The sequence below is a fragment of the Desulfuromonas sp. AOP6 genome, assembly GCF_009731355.2.
Classification (GTDB): Bacteria; Desulfobacterota; Desulfuromonadia; order Desulfuromonadales; family SZUA-540; genus SZUA-540.
In genome coordinates, this window is record NZ_AP022810.1 from 485,761 (window position 1) to 502,926 (window position 17,166).

The following is a 17,166-nucleotide window of genomic DNA, read 5'->3' on the forward strand; positions in this document are numbered from 1 at the left end:
GCCCCTTCCTCGTCAAAGGATCTGCTGTGACGGGCCTAGCCGCAGGTGCCCGGCTTGGCTGAGTCGAGGGAATATTTGTCCAGATAGCTCTTCAGATTTTCCAGATCCTTCTTGGAAAGCTTGTTAAAAACTTCGGGTTTTGCTTCATGCTTGTCGCGGTCAAAAAAGCGGTTCCACTGAGCCTTGGTCTTGTCGCCGGGAGATACTTTTACGGAATCACTTTTGTCGTCGTGGCAGCTCATGCAGTTGTCCTTGAATAAAGCCTTGCCTTTTCTCCAGTTGGCGGCATGGGCCGAGGGCGCCGCCAGAGAAAAGGCGATCAGAAGGGTGACGAGAACAGACAGTCTTTTCATGATGTTCCTCCTTGGGTTGTGATATGGTTAGAAAAAATTTATGAGCAGATGTTGACTGCTTTTATCGATTTGATCAGCATTTTGCGTGCCAACAAAAATAGGTGGATATGAAACCCTTTTGATTGCAGGCAAAGATGACGTTTGTTCGTGAAAAGACTGGCTTTGCAGTCAAATAGCCAGAGGTGGTGCGAGCTCAGAGGGTGATTTGTTCCGAAGGTTGTCTCGGCGGCCTCGAGGAGTAAACATTAGTGTGTCGACCAAACTGTGCCAGGAAGGGGAAGTTGAAGATGAAAGATCTCTCAACTCCGGCACATGCTGGTCACTGTAAAAATTTATAGATGATAAAAGGGAGTTCGAGGGCATTACTGGCCTGTCGTGGCGAAACAGCCAGGATTCCCAGCAATGGGTTTAATGACTTGGCACTTCCCTTGCTAATACCCAGCTAAGGCAGTCCTTTACAGTCAATACTTTGTCAATATCCCACCGGGGAATCGTTTTTATGAACGACCCACGGCCGGGTGCTCCGGTCATTGTGCTACGAAAAGCCTGAACGCTTTTTGCCATAATCATTTTCAGGGAGGCTCAAGAATGGCTCAGCCAGCCAAAAACGTCCGTACTATCCGGCGCAAGCTTGTGCGCGTCGCCCTCTTTTTCACCGTCGTTTCCCTGGTAACGATTGCCACCAGTTACTATTTCTTTTATCGCTCCCACACAGCCTTGCTGAGCGTGGCCAATGAGCAGGTTGAGAAGCTCGGCATCGTCGACCAGATGAGCCAGGAACTTGCCCTCATGCGCGGCAGTGAGAAGGATTTTCTGCTGGCGGCGTCCCGTGGTGACGAAAACGCCATGGAGCAGTACAGCGATGCCCTGTACAGCCGGGTCCAAGGGGTTCCCAGCCTTCTGGGGCAGCTTAAAGCTCTTTCCGTGGGCAATATCGAAATAACCCGGTCCATATCCCAGATGGAAGCGATTCAGGCTGATCTGCTCAGCAACCTCGATATCCTGGCCGATACCCTGTTTGAGGGCGCCACCCTTGCACAGGCAGACCCCGCCATCAAGGCTTTCTCCATGAATCTGCGGGAGTTCTCCAATATCCTGCCTGTGGTGAAAAGGGCCGTTCTCAAGGATGTTGCCCGCGGCAAAACATCAGGAGCCTGGTCTTTTTCCATGTGGGCGATTCCCGTCGTGGCGCTGGTGCTGGTTCTGATTGGTTTGTTTTCGGCTTCGGTGGTCGGCAAGCGCATCACGGCATCCTTTGAAAAATTCAAGGCCGGTGTCGCCAATCTTTCCGAGGGAAACTTCGATGAGATCCATGTCGATACGCACGATGAGCTGGCCGAGGTCGCAAGTCTGTTCAACGAATCCCTGCATAAGCTGCAGGACTCCATCATTACCGAGAGTGAGCGGGAAGAGACGCAGAACAACCTGATCGGTTTTCTGGAGGTTGTCAGCGAGGCGGCTGACGGCGACCTGACCGTTAAGGCCCCGGTTACCGCCGACGCCTTCGGCTCGATCGCGGACGCCTACAACCTGATGGTCGACAGCTTGGCAGAGCAGATGGCCGATACACGCCGCAAGGCGGAAGAGGTCGGTCGCGAATCCCAGCACCTGCTGGAGATCTTCAAGACCATGGAAGCCGGCGCTGAAAAACAGGCGGCTCAGGTTCGAGAAGCGACCGAGTTTGTTAATGAAACCTCTTCGACCACGCTGGAAATCAGTGAAAAGGCCACCCTGGCGCAGGAGACCTCGGCTCTGGTGGACCAGGTTACCGGACAGGGTAACAATCTGGTTATGCAGAATATCGAGGGGATGCAGCTGATCCGCGTCACCGTGCAGGTCATCAACAAAAAGATGAAATCCCTCTCCGAAAGGCTGCTTGAAATCGGCACCATTTCCCAGTTGATCTCCGAGGTTGCCACCCGGACGACGATTCTGGCCATGAACGCCTCCATCGAAGCGGCTCGCGCCGGCGAACAGGGCCGCGGCTTTCTGGTTATTTCCGATGAAATCAAGCGCCTGGCCGACAAGTCGGCGGAGGCCACCAAGCAGATTACCGGTATTATCAAGGCGATCCAGACGGAGGCAGGCGAAGTAACCGCCTCGCTTGAAGAAGAGACCCGGACGGTTGAAGGACAGACCAAGCTGGCTCAGGATACGGGCGATGCCTTCAGTGAAATTCAGAAGGCTATCGGCGATTCCAAGCAGGTTGTTACCGAAATCTTTGACCTGTCCCAGAAACAGCAGCACCTTACCAATGAGGCTGTGCTTTCCATGAAGGAAGTCTCCGTGATTTCCAAGCAGGCCAGTTCGATGGTGAAGGACTCCGCGCGCATCTCCGACGGTCTCCATGACATGTCCGAAACCCTGCTGAACTCTCTTTCCCAGTTCATTCTGCCCGGCGAGGAAGACGACCTGCTGCAGCAGGGCGTGTCTTTTGACCTTTCCGGTGAGAAAGGGGAGATGATGCCGGCAGAAGAGATCGAAGACGATCTGGTGGCCCTTGAGGATGAAATATTCGATACGGATCTGGATATCAAAACGGCCTGATCATCCCCCGAAGACTTCACGTCACGAAACGCAAAAAAGCCAGGTTTTTAGCCTGGCTTTTTTGCGTTTCGCTGCTTTTGAAATGTGTTTGATTGCCTAGTGACGCTGCGTATTGCGTCGGACGACTTCCAGCAGGGATTCCTCTTCGAAAGGCTTTATCAGGTAGTCCGAGGCGCCGAGAGAATAGGCTTTGTCCTGATGCTGTTTGCCGGCTCGGGAGGTGAGTACGGCCACAGGGATGGTGTCGAGAACACCGCGGCGGCCAAGCTCTCCGAGAAGTTCGTAGCCGTGCATGATGGGCATTTCGAGGTCGGTGATAATGAAATCCACCTGATTTTCATCCAGGACGTTCAGGGCGTCCATGCCGTTGTTGGCGGTGAGAACCTCGATGCCGTGGGCTTCGAGCAGCATGGACGCGTATTTGCGTACGCTGAGGGAGTCGTCGACGATCAGCACTCGCGGGGCCTGGTTTTCATCTACGAAGGCCACGGCTTCCTCAGGAAGGAAAGATTTTTCAACAGAGGCGAGCAGGCGGGTAGGGTTGATGACCAGACGCAAGGTGCCGTCACCGGAGATGCTGCTGCCTGAAAAATAGGGCATCTCTCTGAGCATGGAATCGAAGGGTTTGATAACCGTATCTTCCTGGCTGATAATTTCTTCCACCAGAAGGCTTGTTTTTACGCCTGAGGCCTGGGTGACGATGGCGAAGCGCAAAGGGGCAGTACTGCCTGTCCGGGGCAGGCCGAAAAAGCTGTTCAGGTCGACCAGCGGGAGTTTGTTCCCGCGCACATCGAGGTATTCGGGAATATCGTCGCCGGCTGGCAGGTCGACAATCTCGGACACAAGAGTTGAGGGAATGACAAAGCGTTGCTCGCCGACCCGGAACTGAATGATGTTGACGATGACCAGCGACAGGGGCAGCGTCAGTCGCATGGTGGTGCCCTGTCCCTGAATAGTGTCGATATCGATGGTACCATTGAGGGAGGCCAGCCTGTCCATGACAACGTTCATGCCGACCCCGCGGCCGGAAGTGGAGTCGGTCGTTTCGGTGGTGCTGAAGCCGGGCCGGAAGATCATGTCGACCAATTCCTGCTCCGACACATCCTGATCCGGCGTGATAAATCCTTTTTCAAGGGCCCTTTTACGGACCTTGTCGAACTGAATGCCCCGGCCGTCATCGCGGATTACGATTTCGACCGTGTTGCCGAGCCTTTTGGCCGACAGCCAGATGGTGCCGACGGCGGGTTTGCCCAATTTTTCACGGTCTTCCACCGACTCGAAACCGTGGGCAACGGCATTGCGGACGATATGGAGCAGCGGATCGTAGAGGCCGTCATAAACGGCGCGGTCGATAAGAGTCTCGCCGCCGGAGACAATAAGCTCCAGGGGTTTTCCTGTCTGTTTGGACAGTTCTCTTACGGAACGGGTGAAGCGCTGGAAAAGATTGGAGGCCTGGATGGTCCTGGCTTCTGAAATCCGTTCCTTCATGTCGACCGTCATGCGATCGAGCTGGTCGATTTCTGTATTGAAGTCGCTGAAGAAGTCAGCCATGGTCCGCAGGGCTTCGTTGATGTCGTTGGTGATTTCCTGCAGAGTGCGGGCAAAGAGATTGAGCTCGTCATAGCGGTCAAATTCGAGCTCGTGGAATTCGGCCAGCATGGAATCGGTCGCTTTTACCTGTTCGGGCAGCGCATAGGCGAAGCGTTCAGAGAAGGTACTGACTTCACGCAACAGGCGGGAGCCGGCAAACTCGACCTCTTCCCTGATTTTATCGATGACGCTGAGTTCGTTGATCATGTGGGTCTTGGAGACGGTGATCTCTCCGAGAATTTCCATCATGGCCTCGATTTTGTCAGCCGCCACCTTGATGATCCCGCCTGAAACAACGGCCGAGTCATCATCCCTCCGGGAGCCTGTCCGCCGTTCGCTGCCTGCATAGGTGGAATCCTGATCCGTCGATGGGTCCACGGGCTTCATCACGGCCTGCACCTGAACCCGCTCCGTCTGAACCATCTCCGATGCCTGCTTTTCGGCAAACTGGAGCTGTTGATCAACCTCCTCCAGAAAACCATCGGGTTCGGTATTCCCCTCGCCGGCCAGCCGGATCAGTTCGCGGATCTGGTCGAGTGCGAAGAGCAGCGCGTCAGCCTTTGCCCTGGTCGCGACGCTGCGACCGTCGCGGATACCCTCAAGGGTATCCTCCAGACGGTGGGAAACAGCGGCGACGGTCTTGAGCTTCATTAGGCCGGCCGATCCCTTTATCGTGTGGGCCGAACGGAAAAGGCGGTCGATATCCTCGGGGTGGACGACCGGATTTTTCTCCATCTGCAGCAGGCCTTCTTCCAGGATGGCCAGATGCTCCTCCGCCTCTTCATAGAATAGCTGCAGAGCGCTTTCCTGAATGCTGGCCATCAGGCTGCTCCTATTTTGAATTTTTGGATGAAGGTGGATGGGTGGATCACCTCGCCCGGTGTCTCCATGGAAAGGTTCGGCATGCTCTCGGCGATGAAGCCTATTTTTTCAGTGCCCGATATGGCGATAACCAGGTGCCTGTCCGAGGATGCCGCGCCCCTGTGTCCGTTAAGCCGTCCCAGATGGATGACGGGAACAACGGAGCCGCGCAGGTTGGCCAACCCCTGTATGTAGTCGGGGGCGAGAGGCAACCGCGTCAGAGGGGGCAAGGGAGAGATCTCCAGCATGTTTTCCATCGGCAGATAATATTCGACTCCCGCCACCTGAAAATGGCAGCAGGCGAATCCTCGCAGGGCGACGCGTGTGGAGTTTTCCTCGTCCGGGTCAAACTCGATGCTCTCCTGCAGAGCGTCAAAGGCGGCCTCTTCCTGGAGGGCTTCGAGCTCAGGAGGCTCCGTCGGTTCTGCAGCCGCCGGCACGATTCTCTCCATTGGGATAGTCAGGGGGGATGGTTCCTCCCCCCCCTGTTGCGGTACGACAGAAAAGCTCGGGCGTCTGGTGGCGGCCTCGGCTTCCCGCAGAGCCTGATCAACCTCGGCGGCGGCCCCAGTTCTTTCGGGCTGGTTTTCGCTCGTGAGACGCACCTGTTCCCGTAGAACTTCGAAGGCCAGGTTAAGCACTTTGACCTCCGCTGAGGAGGGAATGTTGCCGGACAGGTTGAGGGTTTCCAGGGCCTCTTCCAGACGGCGGGCAATGGTGCTGGTTTCCGCCAGTTTGACGAGACCTGCCGTCCCTTTAATGGTGTGGGCCGAACGGAAGGCGGGCTCCAGAAGTTCCTGCCCGCTATCCCCGATCTTGCCGAGGGATTGCAGGCATTTCTCTATGTTGCCAAAGTTTTCCAGGGCCTCTTCCAGAAAAACAGGCAGGAGTGTGTTACGCATGTCTCCCATCAGGCTTCTATCCTATCTTTCCTGTATATATTTCCGCTGCAGCAGGCCCACCTTGGTGAGTGTGTAGCAGATCCGCTTTGTCTCGAGGGGGGTCATGCCGCTTTTTTCAATAAGCTGCCGCAAGGTCTTTTTCCCATCGATAATGGAGAAGAAAGTCAATTCCTTTTCCGTAAGATTGATCGATTCCAGGGCATCCTCGTTGGTAATCAGGCGGACAAGAACCACGTTTTCGTCCTTGAACTCCGTCTGGGCCAGTTGCTTTTCATCGAGCAGGCGCAGCCCTTCCATCAGGACATTCATCAGGGGTAGACGGAAGCTGATGTCCTGCAGATTGACCGGCAGGGCGTCCTTTTCGAGGAAGAAATTTCCCGAACTTACTTCCAGAATGGCGTTGAAGGCCTCCTGAGCGTGGCGTTTGAGATATTCCATCAGTTCATCATTGGTAATGTGGCCCCGCTCGACGAGCACCCGTCCAACGGGAAGATTTTTGGAACGGGATTCTTCGATAACACCTTGCAGAGCTTTTTTGCTGCATTTCAGACGACCGTCCCGGCACATAAGGTCGGTAAGGAACCTGTGGGTTCCTTTGCGACTGACCGTTGAAAAGACAAAGAGGCCGTTTTCAAGAAAAATTTCCCCGAAAATATCACGGGAAAAGATGGACAGTCTGCCCGAGAGTCGGGAGTTGTGAATGAAATTCAGTACGTCGGGCAGGGAGAGATGAGACAGATCGCCGGAGAGAACCAGTGTTTCGCTTTTGACCAGTCCCGTCTCCCGCAAGGTGTCGGCCATAACATTCTTCATCAGGACCGGGAAGTCTTTCTGGAAATACTGGCGAAGCAGCTTGTCCAGAGCGTCTTGCACCTCGACGGCGATGGACTGGCCCGTGATCCCAGCGGGAGCTTCCGCCTCTGCTTTGACGGCCTTGGCTGTTGGCGCCGGGGCCTGGGGCGCAGCGCTCGGGGTTGTCGGAGCAGGCGCCTTTCCCTTCGCGGGCATACTGGCGGGGGGGATTTCTTCCGGTGGGCTCACCGGTTTTCCAGAGAGAACCTGTTCGAGCTTGGCGAGAAGATCGTCGGGCTCGAAGGGTTTGGTGAAATAATGGAGTACGCCGAAGGACTCTTCAAAGGCCTGCCCGACAACTTCCCCTTTGGAGGAAATCAGGATGATGGGAATGTCCTTCATCTTGGGGTCGGAGCGCAAGGTTTTGCAAAACATGTGGCCGTTCATGCGGGGCATGACGAAATCGACGAGAATGGCGGACGGAGAGACTTCCCTGGCTACTTCGAGCCCTTTCTCCCCATCCTCGGCCGTGTAGATCTTGTAGCCCTGCTGCGAAAGGATCAGTTCGATAAGACGTCGTACGGTGGGGGAATCATCCACGACGAGAATGCGCTTGGCTTCATTGCTCATAGTAAATCCCGGAGTTAAATGGCGGTCAGGTCAGCATTGCACCCGTGTGGAGGGTGAGGACCGTTTTTCAAGAATGCCTGCCAGGTCTCGCCGGGGGTATTCCGGTGGGACCTGGCAGGCAGCAAGGAATTATTTTCTCAAAATGTCCATCGCTTTGGAGAGCGAGACCTTCATGCGTTTAAAGGCATCGGCCAGCGCCTTGATCTCGTCGTTGGAGGTCACTTCGAACTCACGGTCCATTTTGCCGCGGCTGATGTCTTCGGCAGCGGCCACGATTCTTTCGATGGGGCGCACCACGCTGCTGACGATAATGCGGTCAACGGCGATGAGGGCCAGCAGGAAGAAGAGGCTGAAGCCGCCGGCGAAATAGGCCAGTTTTTTCTTGGCCTGGGCCAGGGCGACATCGGTGGGAACATAGACGATGCGAGCGCCGACCACGTCCCCCAGGGTGTAGCCATAGCCAGAGCGGGTGCCGTATTGCTCAACCATTTTGGGGTGCGCCACCTCGGGGGTGTCATGACACCAGATGCAGTTCTGTCCGGCAGACATGGGCGTGGCCACGGCGTAGTATTCCTTGCCATCACGATCAACGAAACCACGCCAGGTGTCCATTTCGCCGGTTTCGAATTTCTTTATGGTTTGCTCTTCCCATTCATTGGCTAAATTTTCTGGATTGAGGGGGTTGGGTGAGGCGATGCGGTAAATATATTCGGGATACTGGTCCTGAACCGTTTTGGCGATGGTGGTGAGCATGAAAATGCCGACCGTCGCCTCGGGGAAATAGGTTTCGGGAAGGTATTCCAGAACCTTGGGGCGAATGGAGCTGCCCAGGTAGGCGGCCGAGCTGCTCATGGCCGCGGAAAAGATCTCGGTTTTTTCCAGGGACTCACGAATAGTGTCCTGCCGCAGGACATAATAGCCGCCACCGACGGCAAGGCTCAGGGATATGACATAGACAATGGCGAGAATGGCCATGATGCGTTTACGGATGGTCAAATTTTTGAACATGTGAAAAACCTCCTTCAATTCTGGGCTCGCCAGAATGTCGTGTTATCTTAGGGACAGGGTGCTGCCTAGCGTTGGTGCCGTGCGAAAAAAGCCTTGCGCTGGCCTTCGGGGATCTCGTCTTCCAGTTCCGAAAGAAAGTCGGCATATGCCTTCAACGCCATGCCTGACCCCTTGACGTGTCCAACGCTCGCCAGAGCATTGTCCGCCATGACCATGCCCAGGGGGCCGACCAGGTCGATGAAATCATCAATGACGGCCTGTACCTGCTGGGGTGTAATGGGGCCACTTTCTCCCCCGCCCGCGGCCGGTTTCGGTTCGGGCCTGGCCTGAGCCGGCGCCGAAGACGTCGTGGCTGCCCCACTCTGAGCCAAGGCGAAGAGTCGATCGTTCAAGGGGTCATCGAGCTTTTTTCGGGCGGGGACTCCCTCGATGAAGTTGGCCTGAACAGCTTGTTTGCCCGTTATGTAGTCGAGCGTTTCGTCAGGCCCCAGCGTCCCCAGGGAAATATAGACGGCCGCACCGCTGTCGATGGAGATTTTGCACAGATGCTGCGCTCCGGCGAACTTCACCACCAATTGGCCCGTATCCCGCCCTGACAGGAACTTGCTCAAAATCGCCGCTAGATTCACTTATTCCCTCCCAGGTGTTTTTTGATGGCCAACAGAATATCGACAGGCTCATAGGGTTTGGTGATGTATTCATCGGCACCCTGCTTCTTCCCCCAGAACTTATCGCTGTCTCCCGATTTGGACGTGGTGATAATAATAGGGATATTGCTGAACTTGGGATCCTTTTTAAGATCTCGGCAGACCTGGAAACCGTTTTTGTTCGGCATGACGACATCCAGAATGATCAGGTCCACGGGTTGTGTGCGGGCTTTTTCCTCCGCCTCCTTACCGTCTCTGGCAAGGATAATTTCGTGCGAGGTTCCCTTGAGGGTTTCCTGCAAAAAAGCGAGTTCCGTGGGGCTGTCGTCAGCGATCAAGATCTTTGCCATTGTGAATTTGCCTCCTGTTGAGTTTTAAACATCCATAGGGTTTTGAACGGATCCGACGCGCCAGTAGTGCGTCGTTATTTTGTCTTTTAAGAGAGAATAGTATCCTTGACACGAAACGAATGCAAAAAACAGTCCTTTATTGAGGTGGCGGGGGTTTTTTTCATTTTCTGTCTTCATCGGGTCGAGGGATGGCTGATCATGCTGGTAGGTTCGTCGATCCCGGACGACAGGGTTCATTTCCACCGAAGGCCTGTTCCCAGCATAGGTGCACAAAACGATGGGTTTTCCCCCTGCTGCCTATCCTGATTGTTTGTTTTCCTGTGTGAGTAAGGAAAGTATCCGGCCAATTTTAATGAGGATAGAACCTGGGATCGGACGGGTTAAGAAACGGACTCAGGAGGGATCCCCGAAGGGGCGATTGTGTGCCAGCAACTGTGTCCGTCATGTCACGGAACGTGCCGTTATTTTACTTAGATGGCAGTCTGGGGTCCTGCAAGAAGTAGGAGGCCCGGTGACCGCACAACCGGCAAACGATGTTTTTCATCAGGTTCGGTTCTTGAGGTGGCGTTCTAACTGCCGGGCCCCCAAAGACAGGGAGAGCGTCAGCAACAGGTACATGAGGGTAATGGTGATCCATACCTCCAGAGTCAGGTAGGTCGTGGCCATCAGTTCGGTGCCCTGGAAAGTCAGCTCCTGGATGGAGATAACGGAGACAATGGCCGAATCTTTGACCGTGGAGATGAACTGCCCGGCCAAAGGCGGCAGCATCCGCTGAAAAGCCTGCGGAAGAACGATATCCTGCAGCTGGTGGCGATGGGAGAGCCCGAGAGCCCGGGCCGCGTCCCATTGGCCTCTTTCGATGGACTGGATACCGGAACGGACAATTTCCGTGATGTAGGCTCCTTCGATCAGGGCCAGCGTCAGGGTGGCGGACAGGAATTGCTCCAGAAACTCGGGCGGAGCCAACAGGATGCCGACCCAGCGGGAGATGGTAGGGTGCTCGCCGAGAAAGGCAGGCAGGCCACTGAACAGCGGGTTGAGCTGGCTGCTCAGAAAGAAGTAGAAGAGAAAAATCAGCACCAGAGGAGGCAGATTTCGCACCAGGCCGACATAGGTCTGCCCTACCAGACGTTTGAACAGGCTGGGGCTGGTCCGGAACAGACCCATGGTCAGTCCCAGGGTCAGGGCCAGCAGCATGGACCAGATACTCAGACGGATGGTCGTGAAAAGACCTTCCAGCAGCAGACCGGGAACCCACTGCCGGGAGATCTCATCGAATCGCAGCAGATATTGGGGGATGACCGCCCAGTTCCAGCGGTAGTCGAGGCCGCTGTGAATCCTGTAGATCAGGCAGACGGCGAGGGCCGCCAGACCTGCCAGCAGGATGATATCCAGTCTCGTGATCCTGGGGGACGGCCCCGGCAAGTAGGTCATGATGAGTGCAATTCAAAGGCCGGTTTCCGGCCAGGAAATAAGAGGATGCTACTGAATCAGGGTCTCCCACTCGCGGCTTTCGAACCAGTACTGCCGCTTCTGCTCCAGCCAGCCCTCTGCCTCCACCACGCGGATCCAACTGTCGAGGTAGTTGAGAAAGTCCACGTCTCCCTTGCGGATGGCAAAGCCGATAGGCTCCCGGGTAAAAGTGTCCGGCAGAGGGAGAAAAAGCTTGTCGGCGTGCTTCAGGGCCAGGAAAGCCGGAGTGGGCTTGGAGGTGACGAAGGCATGGGCCCGTCCGTTCAGCAGCTCCTGAATGGCCTGGGATTCATCATCGAACAGGCGCAGGGTCGCCTTGGGGATGAAGGTTTTGGTGGCTGTTGCTGCGGTTGTGCCGATGCGGGCGACGATGACGACATCCTCCCGGTTGAAATCCGCCAGGGTGGCATAGCCTGCGGCTTTCTCCCGGTGAGCAACGAGAGACATGCCGGAATAGTCATAGGGGATGGAGAAATTGACCTTGATACTGCGATCGGGACGAATCCCCATGCCGCCAATGATAATGTCGAATTTGCCGGTGAGCAGAGCCGGGATGATGCCCGACCATTTTGTCGGGACAAATTGTGCCTTGACTCCCATGTCCTCGGCCAGCCGGGTGGCAACGTCGATTTCAAAGCCGACCAGGTTGCCGGTCTTGTCCTTCATGGCCCAGGGAACGAAGGTCGACATGCCGATGCGCAGGGTGCCTTTGCGAAGAGCCTGCTCCAGCGTGCTCTTCTCCACAAGTTCCTGGCGGATGTCGGCGGCCGGTGAAGGACAGGCCAAGGCAAATCCAGCCAGCAGAACGGTGAGAGTCGTGAAGAAACGTCTGAATCGGACCATGGATGCCTCCTGTCGTAAAAGGGCAGCAATCAAAGCACCTGCTGCAGAAAGTGGCGACTTCTTTCTTCGCGGGGAGCGCTGAAAAATTGGGCGGCCGGCGCCACTTCAATTAAACGGCCGTGGTCGAGCAGGACAACACGGTCACCGACCTCCCGGGCGAAACCCATCTCATGGGTGACGACCACCATGGTCATCCCCTCCATGGCCAGTGAACGCATGACTTCAAGGACTTCACCAATCATTTCGGGATCCAGGGCGCTGGTGGCCTCATCAAAAAGCATGACTTTCGGGTGCAGGGCCAGCGCGCGAGCGATGGCGACCCGCTGCTGCTGGCCGCCGCTGAGCTGAGAAGGATAGGCCTGGGCTTTCTCGCTCAGATTGACTTTGCCGAGGAGTTCCATGGTCAGAGCCGTAGCCTGCCGGCGGTTTTTTTTGCGTACCCGCATCTGTGCCAGATTGATATTCTCCAGCACGGTCAGGTGTGGAAAAAGGTTGAAGGACTGAAAGACCATGCCGACCTCCTGGCGGATCTTCAGCCGGTTTCGTGGATTTTCGTCCAGCGGAATGTTGTCGATGACAATGGAACCGCCATCCCTTTCTTCCAGACCGTTGAGGCAGCGCAGCAGGGTGGATTTGCCCGAGCCGGACGGCCCGACCACGACCACGACCTCCCGTTCGCGGATGGTCAGGGAAAAGTGGCTGAGCGCCTGCACTCGGTTGGGAAAAGTCTTGCTGATGTCGGTGATGACAATCATATCCTGGCCCAGAGTTTTAGCGCTCATGCCGTTCTTTCCTTCAGGTGGGTTTCAAGTCCCTTGACTAGAGCCGACAAGGTCAAGGTGACGCCCAGATAGATGGCTGCCACAGTGAACCAGATCTCGAAGGTCAGAAAAGTCTCGGCGACAATGGCCTGCCCCTGCATGGTGAGATCGTAAATGGCGATGGTGCTGACGAGGGCGGAATCCTTCACCAGGGAGATGGCCTGACTGGTCAGGGGGGGGAGGATGCGGCGGAAGGCCTGTGGCAGAATGACGCTGCCATAGGTGTCGAGGCGTCCCAGACCCAGGCTGTGCGCCGCCTCCCATTGACCCCGATGGATAGAGACGATCCCCGCCCGGATGATTTCCGAAGCGTAGGCTCCCTCGAAGGCGCTCAGGGCCAGCACGGCGGCAGTGACCCGACCCAGGTCCAGAATGGGGGAAAGCACGAAATAGACAAAAAAAATCTGGATGAGCAGCGGCGTGTTGCGGATGGTCTCCAGGTATAGTCTCGCCAGCAGTCCCGCCACGGCTGAAGAAGAAATCCGGGCCAATGCCGTCAGCAGGGCGATCACGAAGGCCAGTGCCAGGCTGATGCCGACGATCTCAAAGGTAACGCCCAACCCCTTCAGCAGCGGACCCCAAGTAAAGACGCCGTTTTCCAGGGTGAAGAGATAGCGTGGCACCCGGTACCACTGCCAGTGGTAGCCGAGGTTCTGGGCGCCGTGAATAAGCAGCCAGATGATGCCGGCGCAGAGCAGCAGAAATTTGACCCAGGCGATGGAGGGCGATCTCTTCAGGTGAGAGAGTAATTGCCACATCGGGATAGAGGGTTTTATTCGCATAAGAGGTCAGCCTGCATGATGGCAACAGGATAGCAGTAGTGGATTAGCACGTCCGGGCTACTCTATTGACCACTCTTCGTGGCCGTTTCTTTGTTGATCTGCTCGTAAAGCGCGATTTGCTCGGCCATACTCAGTTTCTTGCGGCAGCCGCCGGCGCGCAGGCAGAGGCTGCAGCGGTCGTCCGAGCACCACTGGCACATTTTGCAGTCGGGGCAGGGATGTTTTTTATCCATGGCATCTCCCTCGGCGGTTCAAGTTTCAGTTTACCCGGGTAGGTTAGAGTCTGGCAAGTGTTCAAAGTCAGGATAGAGCCGCCGGCGTTGGCGCAGGAGGTACCAGGCCTCCAGACTTTCGGCCAACAGGAGCAGGGCGATGGCTTGAGCTACTCCAGGAAAAGGCAGGGGGGCAAGCAGGCTAAGCACCCAGCAGACGAGCAGAAAAAAAGCTTTGTAGATGGTGGAGCGACCGAGCAACGCGGTGCGGTGAGCCCCGGCGAAAAACCCTCGCAGCAGGTTGGCTGCGCCATACAGAAGCGGAAAGACGGTACAGGCCGCCATGGGCCAGGTAATATAGGCGCGCATGCTCCCTTCGATGCCCATCAGCTGCCCAAGAATCAGTTTATTGAGAGGGAAAGCTGTCAGCAGCATGACCAGCCCCGTGCCACCACCCACCCAGAGAAAAAAGCGGACCAGCGTCTGATAGTCTTCGTGGTCGCGTACCAGGGTCAGATAGGCCTGCTGCAGGTTACGCATGGGGCCTGCCAGCAGAAAAATAAAGCCGCGAATGACGCCAAAGGCGGCCAGAGCGAGTTCCCCGTCGGGCAGACGGCCGATAATGGCGTTGATCTGCAGAGGGATGGTCTGCTGCAGGCAGGAGGAGTAGGCCAGAGGGAAGGCGTAGCGCAGGATCTCTAAGGTGCTCTTTTCCTCTTCGCCGGTGGCGGGGAGGTGGCAACGCCAGGCGAAAAACCCCATGAACGCCGTTTCGACCACAATGCAGCCGAGCAGGGCTACGGCCCCCAGTTCAGGGCCACTGTACCAGGGAGCGCCAAGAGCCAGCATGGCGAAGAGCGCCACCACACGCACACCGGTCGATAAGGAGACCAGGGCGGTGCGCCGGGCCCGGATGACCAGGCCTTGGAAGAGGCCGCGAAAGCCGGTGAAAAAGGGGAGAAAGACAAGAATGGCGAGCACTTCAAGGGCGCCGCTGGCCACCTTGCCGCTGACACCGAGGACGTTGCCGAGCAGGAAGAGGCCCACGGGGGTAAAGGCGAGCAGGGCCAGCAAAATGGAGACAAGGCAGGCGACCAGGGTCACGAAGATGGTCGTACCGAAGAGGGACCGGCGCCCCCTCACCATGGCGATGGTGATGGTGTGGTTCTGGTAGGAGGGAGAGGCGACGAACAGGTGCAGCACCATGGCCACGGAGAAGGCAGCCAAGGCGGTGACAAAGTCATCGAGTCGGGCCAGGGCGCCATTGATGATGGAATGGGATACGCTCATCAACTGCACGTTGAGGAGCAAGGGAAAGAAAAAGAGGGCGATTTCTTTTTGCGACAGGGGGCGCGAGGAGATCAAGGCCGGCTTCCCGGGAAGAGGCGGAGAAGCTCGATGGGGGTTGCCGCCAGATAATCATAGGGGTTGCCGTCGGAGATGCCGAACCCCCAGGCGCAGAAGCAGGTTCTGGTGCCGGCGCTCCGCCCGGCGATAAGGTCGGTGCGGTGGTCGCCGATCATGATAGCGGTGGCCGCCTCGGAGCCCAGTTCTGCCAGAGCCTGTCTTACCGGGGCCGAATGGGGCTTTTTCTCGGCACAGCTGTCGCCGCCGATGACGGTGCCGAAATAGGGGCGCAGACCCAGTCCGCGCAGAACCTCCTCGGCCATGTCAAGGGGCTTGTTGGTGACGACGCCCATGGGCGCTCCCTGCAGGCTGTCGAGAAAGGCGGGGATGTCGGCATAGGGACGGGTATGGTCGAGGAGGTGGCGCCGGTAGCGGTCGAGAAAATCCTGCAGGAGGTTGCCGCTGAAGGTCCCGGCGGGCAGTGCCCTTCTGACCAGCATGGTGGCGCCGTCGCCGACATAACCCCTGACTGTCGCCAGCGTCAGGGGGGCAAGGTCGAGATCAGTCCGCAGTTCGTTGATGGCCGTGGTCAGGTCCTGCAGCGAGTCGACCAGGGTGCCGTCCAGGTCAAAGAGATAGGTTCTCAGCTCAGTCAAAAAGACCTGCCTTGTTCAAAAGGATGACCAACACGGCCAGGGGGGCGACATAGCGGATCATGAAGTGCCAGAGAGGATAGACCCAGCCGGCGCCGCCGGCGACCAGCTCTTCCTTCTCCTCGCTGCCTTTCCAGAACCAGCCGACGTAGACGGAGATGAGCAGGCCGCTGAAGGGTAGTAGATAGTTGGAGGCAATGAGGTCGGCTGAGTCGAAAAAAGCCAGGTCGCCCAAGGGGGTCCAGCCGCCCAGGGCATTATAGGAGAGGGCCGACGGCAGGCCGACGACGAACGCGAGGCCGGCCAGAAAAGTGGTGGCCCGCTTGCGCCCCCAGCCCTTCTCGTCAATGAGAAAGGCCACCTGGGATTCGAGCAGGGAGATATTGCTGGTGAGTGCCGCAAACGCCAGTAGCAGAAAGAAAAAGATAGCCAGGATAAAGCCGCCGGGGATCTGGGAAAAGACCACCGGAATCGTTTTGAAGATAAGCCCGGGGCCGGCGGCCGGCGCCATGCCGACGGCAAAGACGATGGGGAAGATAGCCAGGCCCGCCATGAGGGCGATGCCGGTATCGAGCAGGGCGACGCGCAGGCTGGAGGCAAAGAGATCCTCATTTTTGGCCATGTAGGAGCCGTAGGTGATCATGGCCGCCATCCCCAGGGACAGGGTAAAAAAGGAGTGCCCCAGGGCTTCGAGTATGGAGGCTCCCGTCAGCTTGCTGAAATCAGGCTCGAACATGAAAGCCAGCCCTTCGCGAGCGCCGGGACTGAACATGCCGTTCATGAAGAGCAGAAAGAGCAGAAAAAGCAGCACGGGCATGAGGATCTTGCTCCAGCGCTCGATGCCTTTCTGAACGCCGCCAATGACGATACCCAGGCACAGGGCCATGAAGAGAAAGTGCCAGAGAATCTGGCGCGGACCGTTGGCGAGCAGACCCCCGAACATCGCTTCGATCTCTTCCGGCGAGACGCCGGCGAAGCTCCCCATGACGGCGCGGAAGACGTAGTCCAGGGTCCAGCCGGCCACCACTGAATAGTAGGAGCAGATGATGAAGGCGGCGGCCACGCTGACCCAGCCGGCCACCTGCCAGAAGGAGCGGGGCCCTTCGAGTTGGCGGAAGGCGCCAACGGCATCTTTGCGGGTATGGCGACCGATCATGAACTCGGCCATCATGATGGGCAGGCCGACCATGGCGATGCATGCCAGGTAGACCAGCACAAAGGCGCCCCCGCCGTTTTCACCGGCGATGTAGGGGAATTTCCAGATATTGCCAAGGCCAACGGCGCTGCCGGCGGCGGCGAGAATGAAACCAAGACGGCTGGCCCACTGGGCTCTGGGAGCTTTGGCTTGTGACATG

Annotated in this window: 16 protein-coding genes; 1 reads left to right on the forward strand and 15 read right to left on the reverse strand. The window is 57.0% G+C overall.

What is annotated here, in order from left to right:
* Nucleotides 1-35: 35 nt before the first annotated feature.
* On the reverse strand, nt 36-353 hold the full coding sequence (locus AOP6_RS02325; protein ID WP_155875033.1) for a c-type cytochrome: 318 nt from the start codon (nt 351-353) through the stop codon (nt 36-38).
* A 588-nt stretch (nt 354-941) separates the two neighbouring features.
* On the opposite strand from AOP6_RS02325, the gene AOP6_RS02330 reads away from it, so the two are divergent.
* Nucleotides 942-2,900 carry a methyl-accepting chemotaxis protein gene (locus tag AOP6_RS02330; RefSeq protein ID WP_155875034.1) on the forward strand — a complete coding sequence of 653 codons (1,959 nt, stop codon included), beginning with the start codon at nt 942-944 and terminating at the stop codon, nt 2,898-2,900.
* 96 nt (nt 2,901-2,996) lie between these two features.
* Here the strand turns inward: AOP6_RS02330 and AOP6_RS02335 are convergent, their stop codons facing one another.
* The 14 genes from AOP6_RS02335 to AOP6_RS02400 form a co-directional block, all read right to left on the reverse strand.
* Nucleotides 2,997-5,312: a hybrid sensor histidine kinase/response regulator gene (locus AOP6_RS02335; RefSeq protein WP_155875035.1), complete on the reverse strand. Its 2,316-nt coding sequence runs from the start codon at nt 5,310-5,312 to the stop codon at nt 2,997-2,999.
* Nucleotides 5,312-6,253, reverse strand: a complete 942-nt coding sequence (locus tag AOP6_RS02340; RefSeq protein ID WP_213194721.1) for a chemotaxis protein CheW — start codon at nt 6,251-6,253, stop codon at nt 5,312-5,314. Before AOP6_RS02340 ends, AOP6_RS02335 begins: the two co-directional genes overlap by 1 nt.
* A gap of 21 nt (nt 6,254-6,274) precedes the next feature.
* A complete protein-coding gene (locus tag AOP6_RS02345) occupies nt 6,275-7,675 on the reverse strand; it encodes a DUF4388 domain-containing protein (protein ID WP_155875037.1) in 1,401 nt (466 codons plus the stop codon).
* 129 nt (nt 7,676-7,804) lie between these two features.
* Nucleotides 7,805-8,683, reverse strand: a complete 879-nt coding sequence (locus tag AOP6_RS02350; protein ID WP_155875038.1) for a DUF3365 domain-containing protein — start codon at nt 8,681-8,683, stop codon at nt 7,805-7,807.
* A 65-nt stretch (nt 8,684-8,748) separates the two neighbouring features.
* Nucleotides 8,749-9,312 carry a hypothetical protein gene (locus AOP6_RS02355; RefSeq protein ID WP_155875039.1) on the reverse strand — a complete coding sequence of 188 codons (564 nt, stop codon included), beginning with the start codon at nt 9,310-9,312 and terminating at the stop codon, nt 8,749-8,751.
* Nucleotides 9,309-9,680 (reverse strand): response regulator, encoded by a 372-nt coding sequence (locus AOP6_RS02360; protein ID WP_155875040.1) that lies wholly within the window; start codon nt 9,678-9,680, stop codon nt 9,309-9,311. The genes AOP6_RS02355 and AOP6_RS02360 overlap by 4 nt, the downstream gene beginning before the upstream one ends.
* Nucleotides 9,681-10,223: 543 nt before the next feature.
* Nucleotides 10,224-11,114 carry an amino acid ABC transporter permease gene (locus AOP6_RS02365; RefSeq protein ID WP_155875041.1) on the reverse strand — a complete coding sequence of 297 codons (891 nt, stop codon included), beginning with the start codon at nt 11,112-11,114 and terminating at the stop codon, nt 10,224-10,226.
* 48 nt (nt 11,115-11,162) lie between these two features.
* Nucleotides 11,163-11,996 carry a transporter substrate-binding domain-containing protein gene (locus AOP6_RS02370; protein ID WP_155875042.1) on the reverse strand — a complete coding sequence of 278 codons (834 nt, stop codon included), beginning with the start codon at nt 11,994-11,996 and terminating at the stop codon, nt 11,163-11,165.
* A gap of 29 nt (nt 11,997-12,025) precedes the next feature.
* Entirely contained in the window at nt 12,026-12,751 is a 726-nt protein-coding gene (locus AOP6_RS02375) for an amino acid ABC transporter ATP-binding protein (protein ID WP_155877599.1), read from the reverse strand.
* Nucleotides 12,752-12,774: 23 nt separating this feature from the next.
* Nucleotides 12,775-13,575 (reverse strand): amino acid ABC transporter permease, encoded by an 801-nt coding sequence (locus tag AOP6_RS02380; protein WP_155877600.1) that lies wholly within the window; start codon nt 13,573-13,575, stop codon nt 12,775-12,777.
* 86 nt (nt 13,576-13,661) lie between these two features.
* Nucleotides 13,662-13,832 (reverse strand): hypothetical protein, encoded by a 171-nt coding sequence (locus AOP6_RS02385; protein ID WP_213194723.1) that lies wholly within the window; start codon nt 13,830-13,832, stop codon nt 13,662-13,664.
* Nucleotides 13,833-13,862: 30 nt separating this feature from the next.
* On the reverse strand, nt 13,863-15,176 hold the full coding sequence (locus AOP6_RS02390; protein WP_225897330.1) for a hypothetical protein: 1,314 nt from the start codon (nt 15,174-15,176) through the stop codon (nt 13,863-13,865).
* Complete coding sequence (locus tag AOP6_RS02395; RefSeq protein WP_225897331.1) at nt 15,173-15,814, reverse strand: HAD-IA family hydrolase; 642 nt, start codon at nt 15,812-15,814, stop codon at nt 15,173-15,175. The genes AOP6_RS02390 and AOP6_RS02395 overlap by 4 nt, the downstream gene beginning before the upstream one ends.
* Nucleotides 15,807-17,165 carry a sodium-dependent transporter gene (locus AOP6_RS02400; RefSeq protein ID WP_155875043.1) on the reverse strand — a complete coding sequence of 453 codons (1,359 nt, stop codon included), beginning with the start codon at nt 17,163-17,165 and terminating at the stop codon, nt 15,807-15,809. Before AOP6_RS02400 ends, AOP6_RS02395 begins: the two co-directional genes overlap by 8 nt.
* Between the last annotated feature and the right edge of the window lies 1 nt (nt 17,166).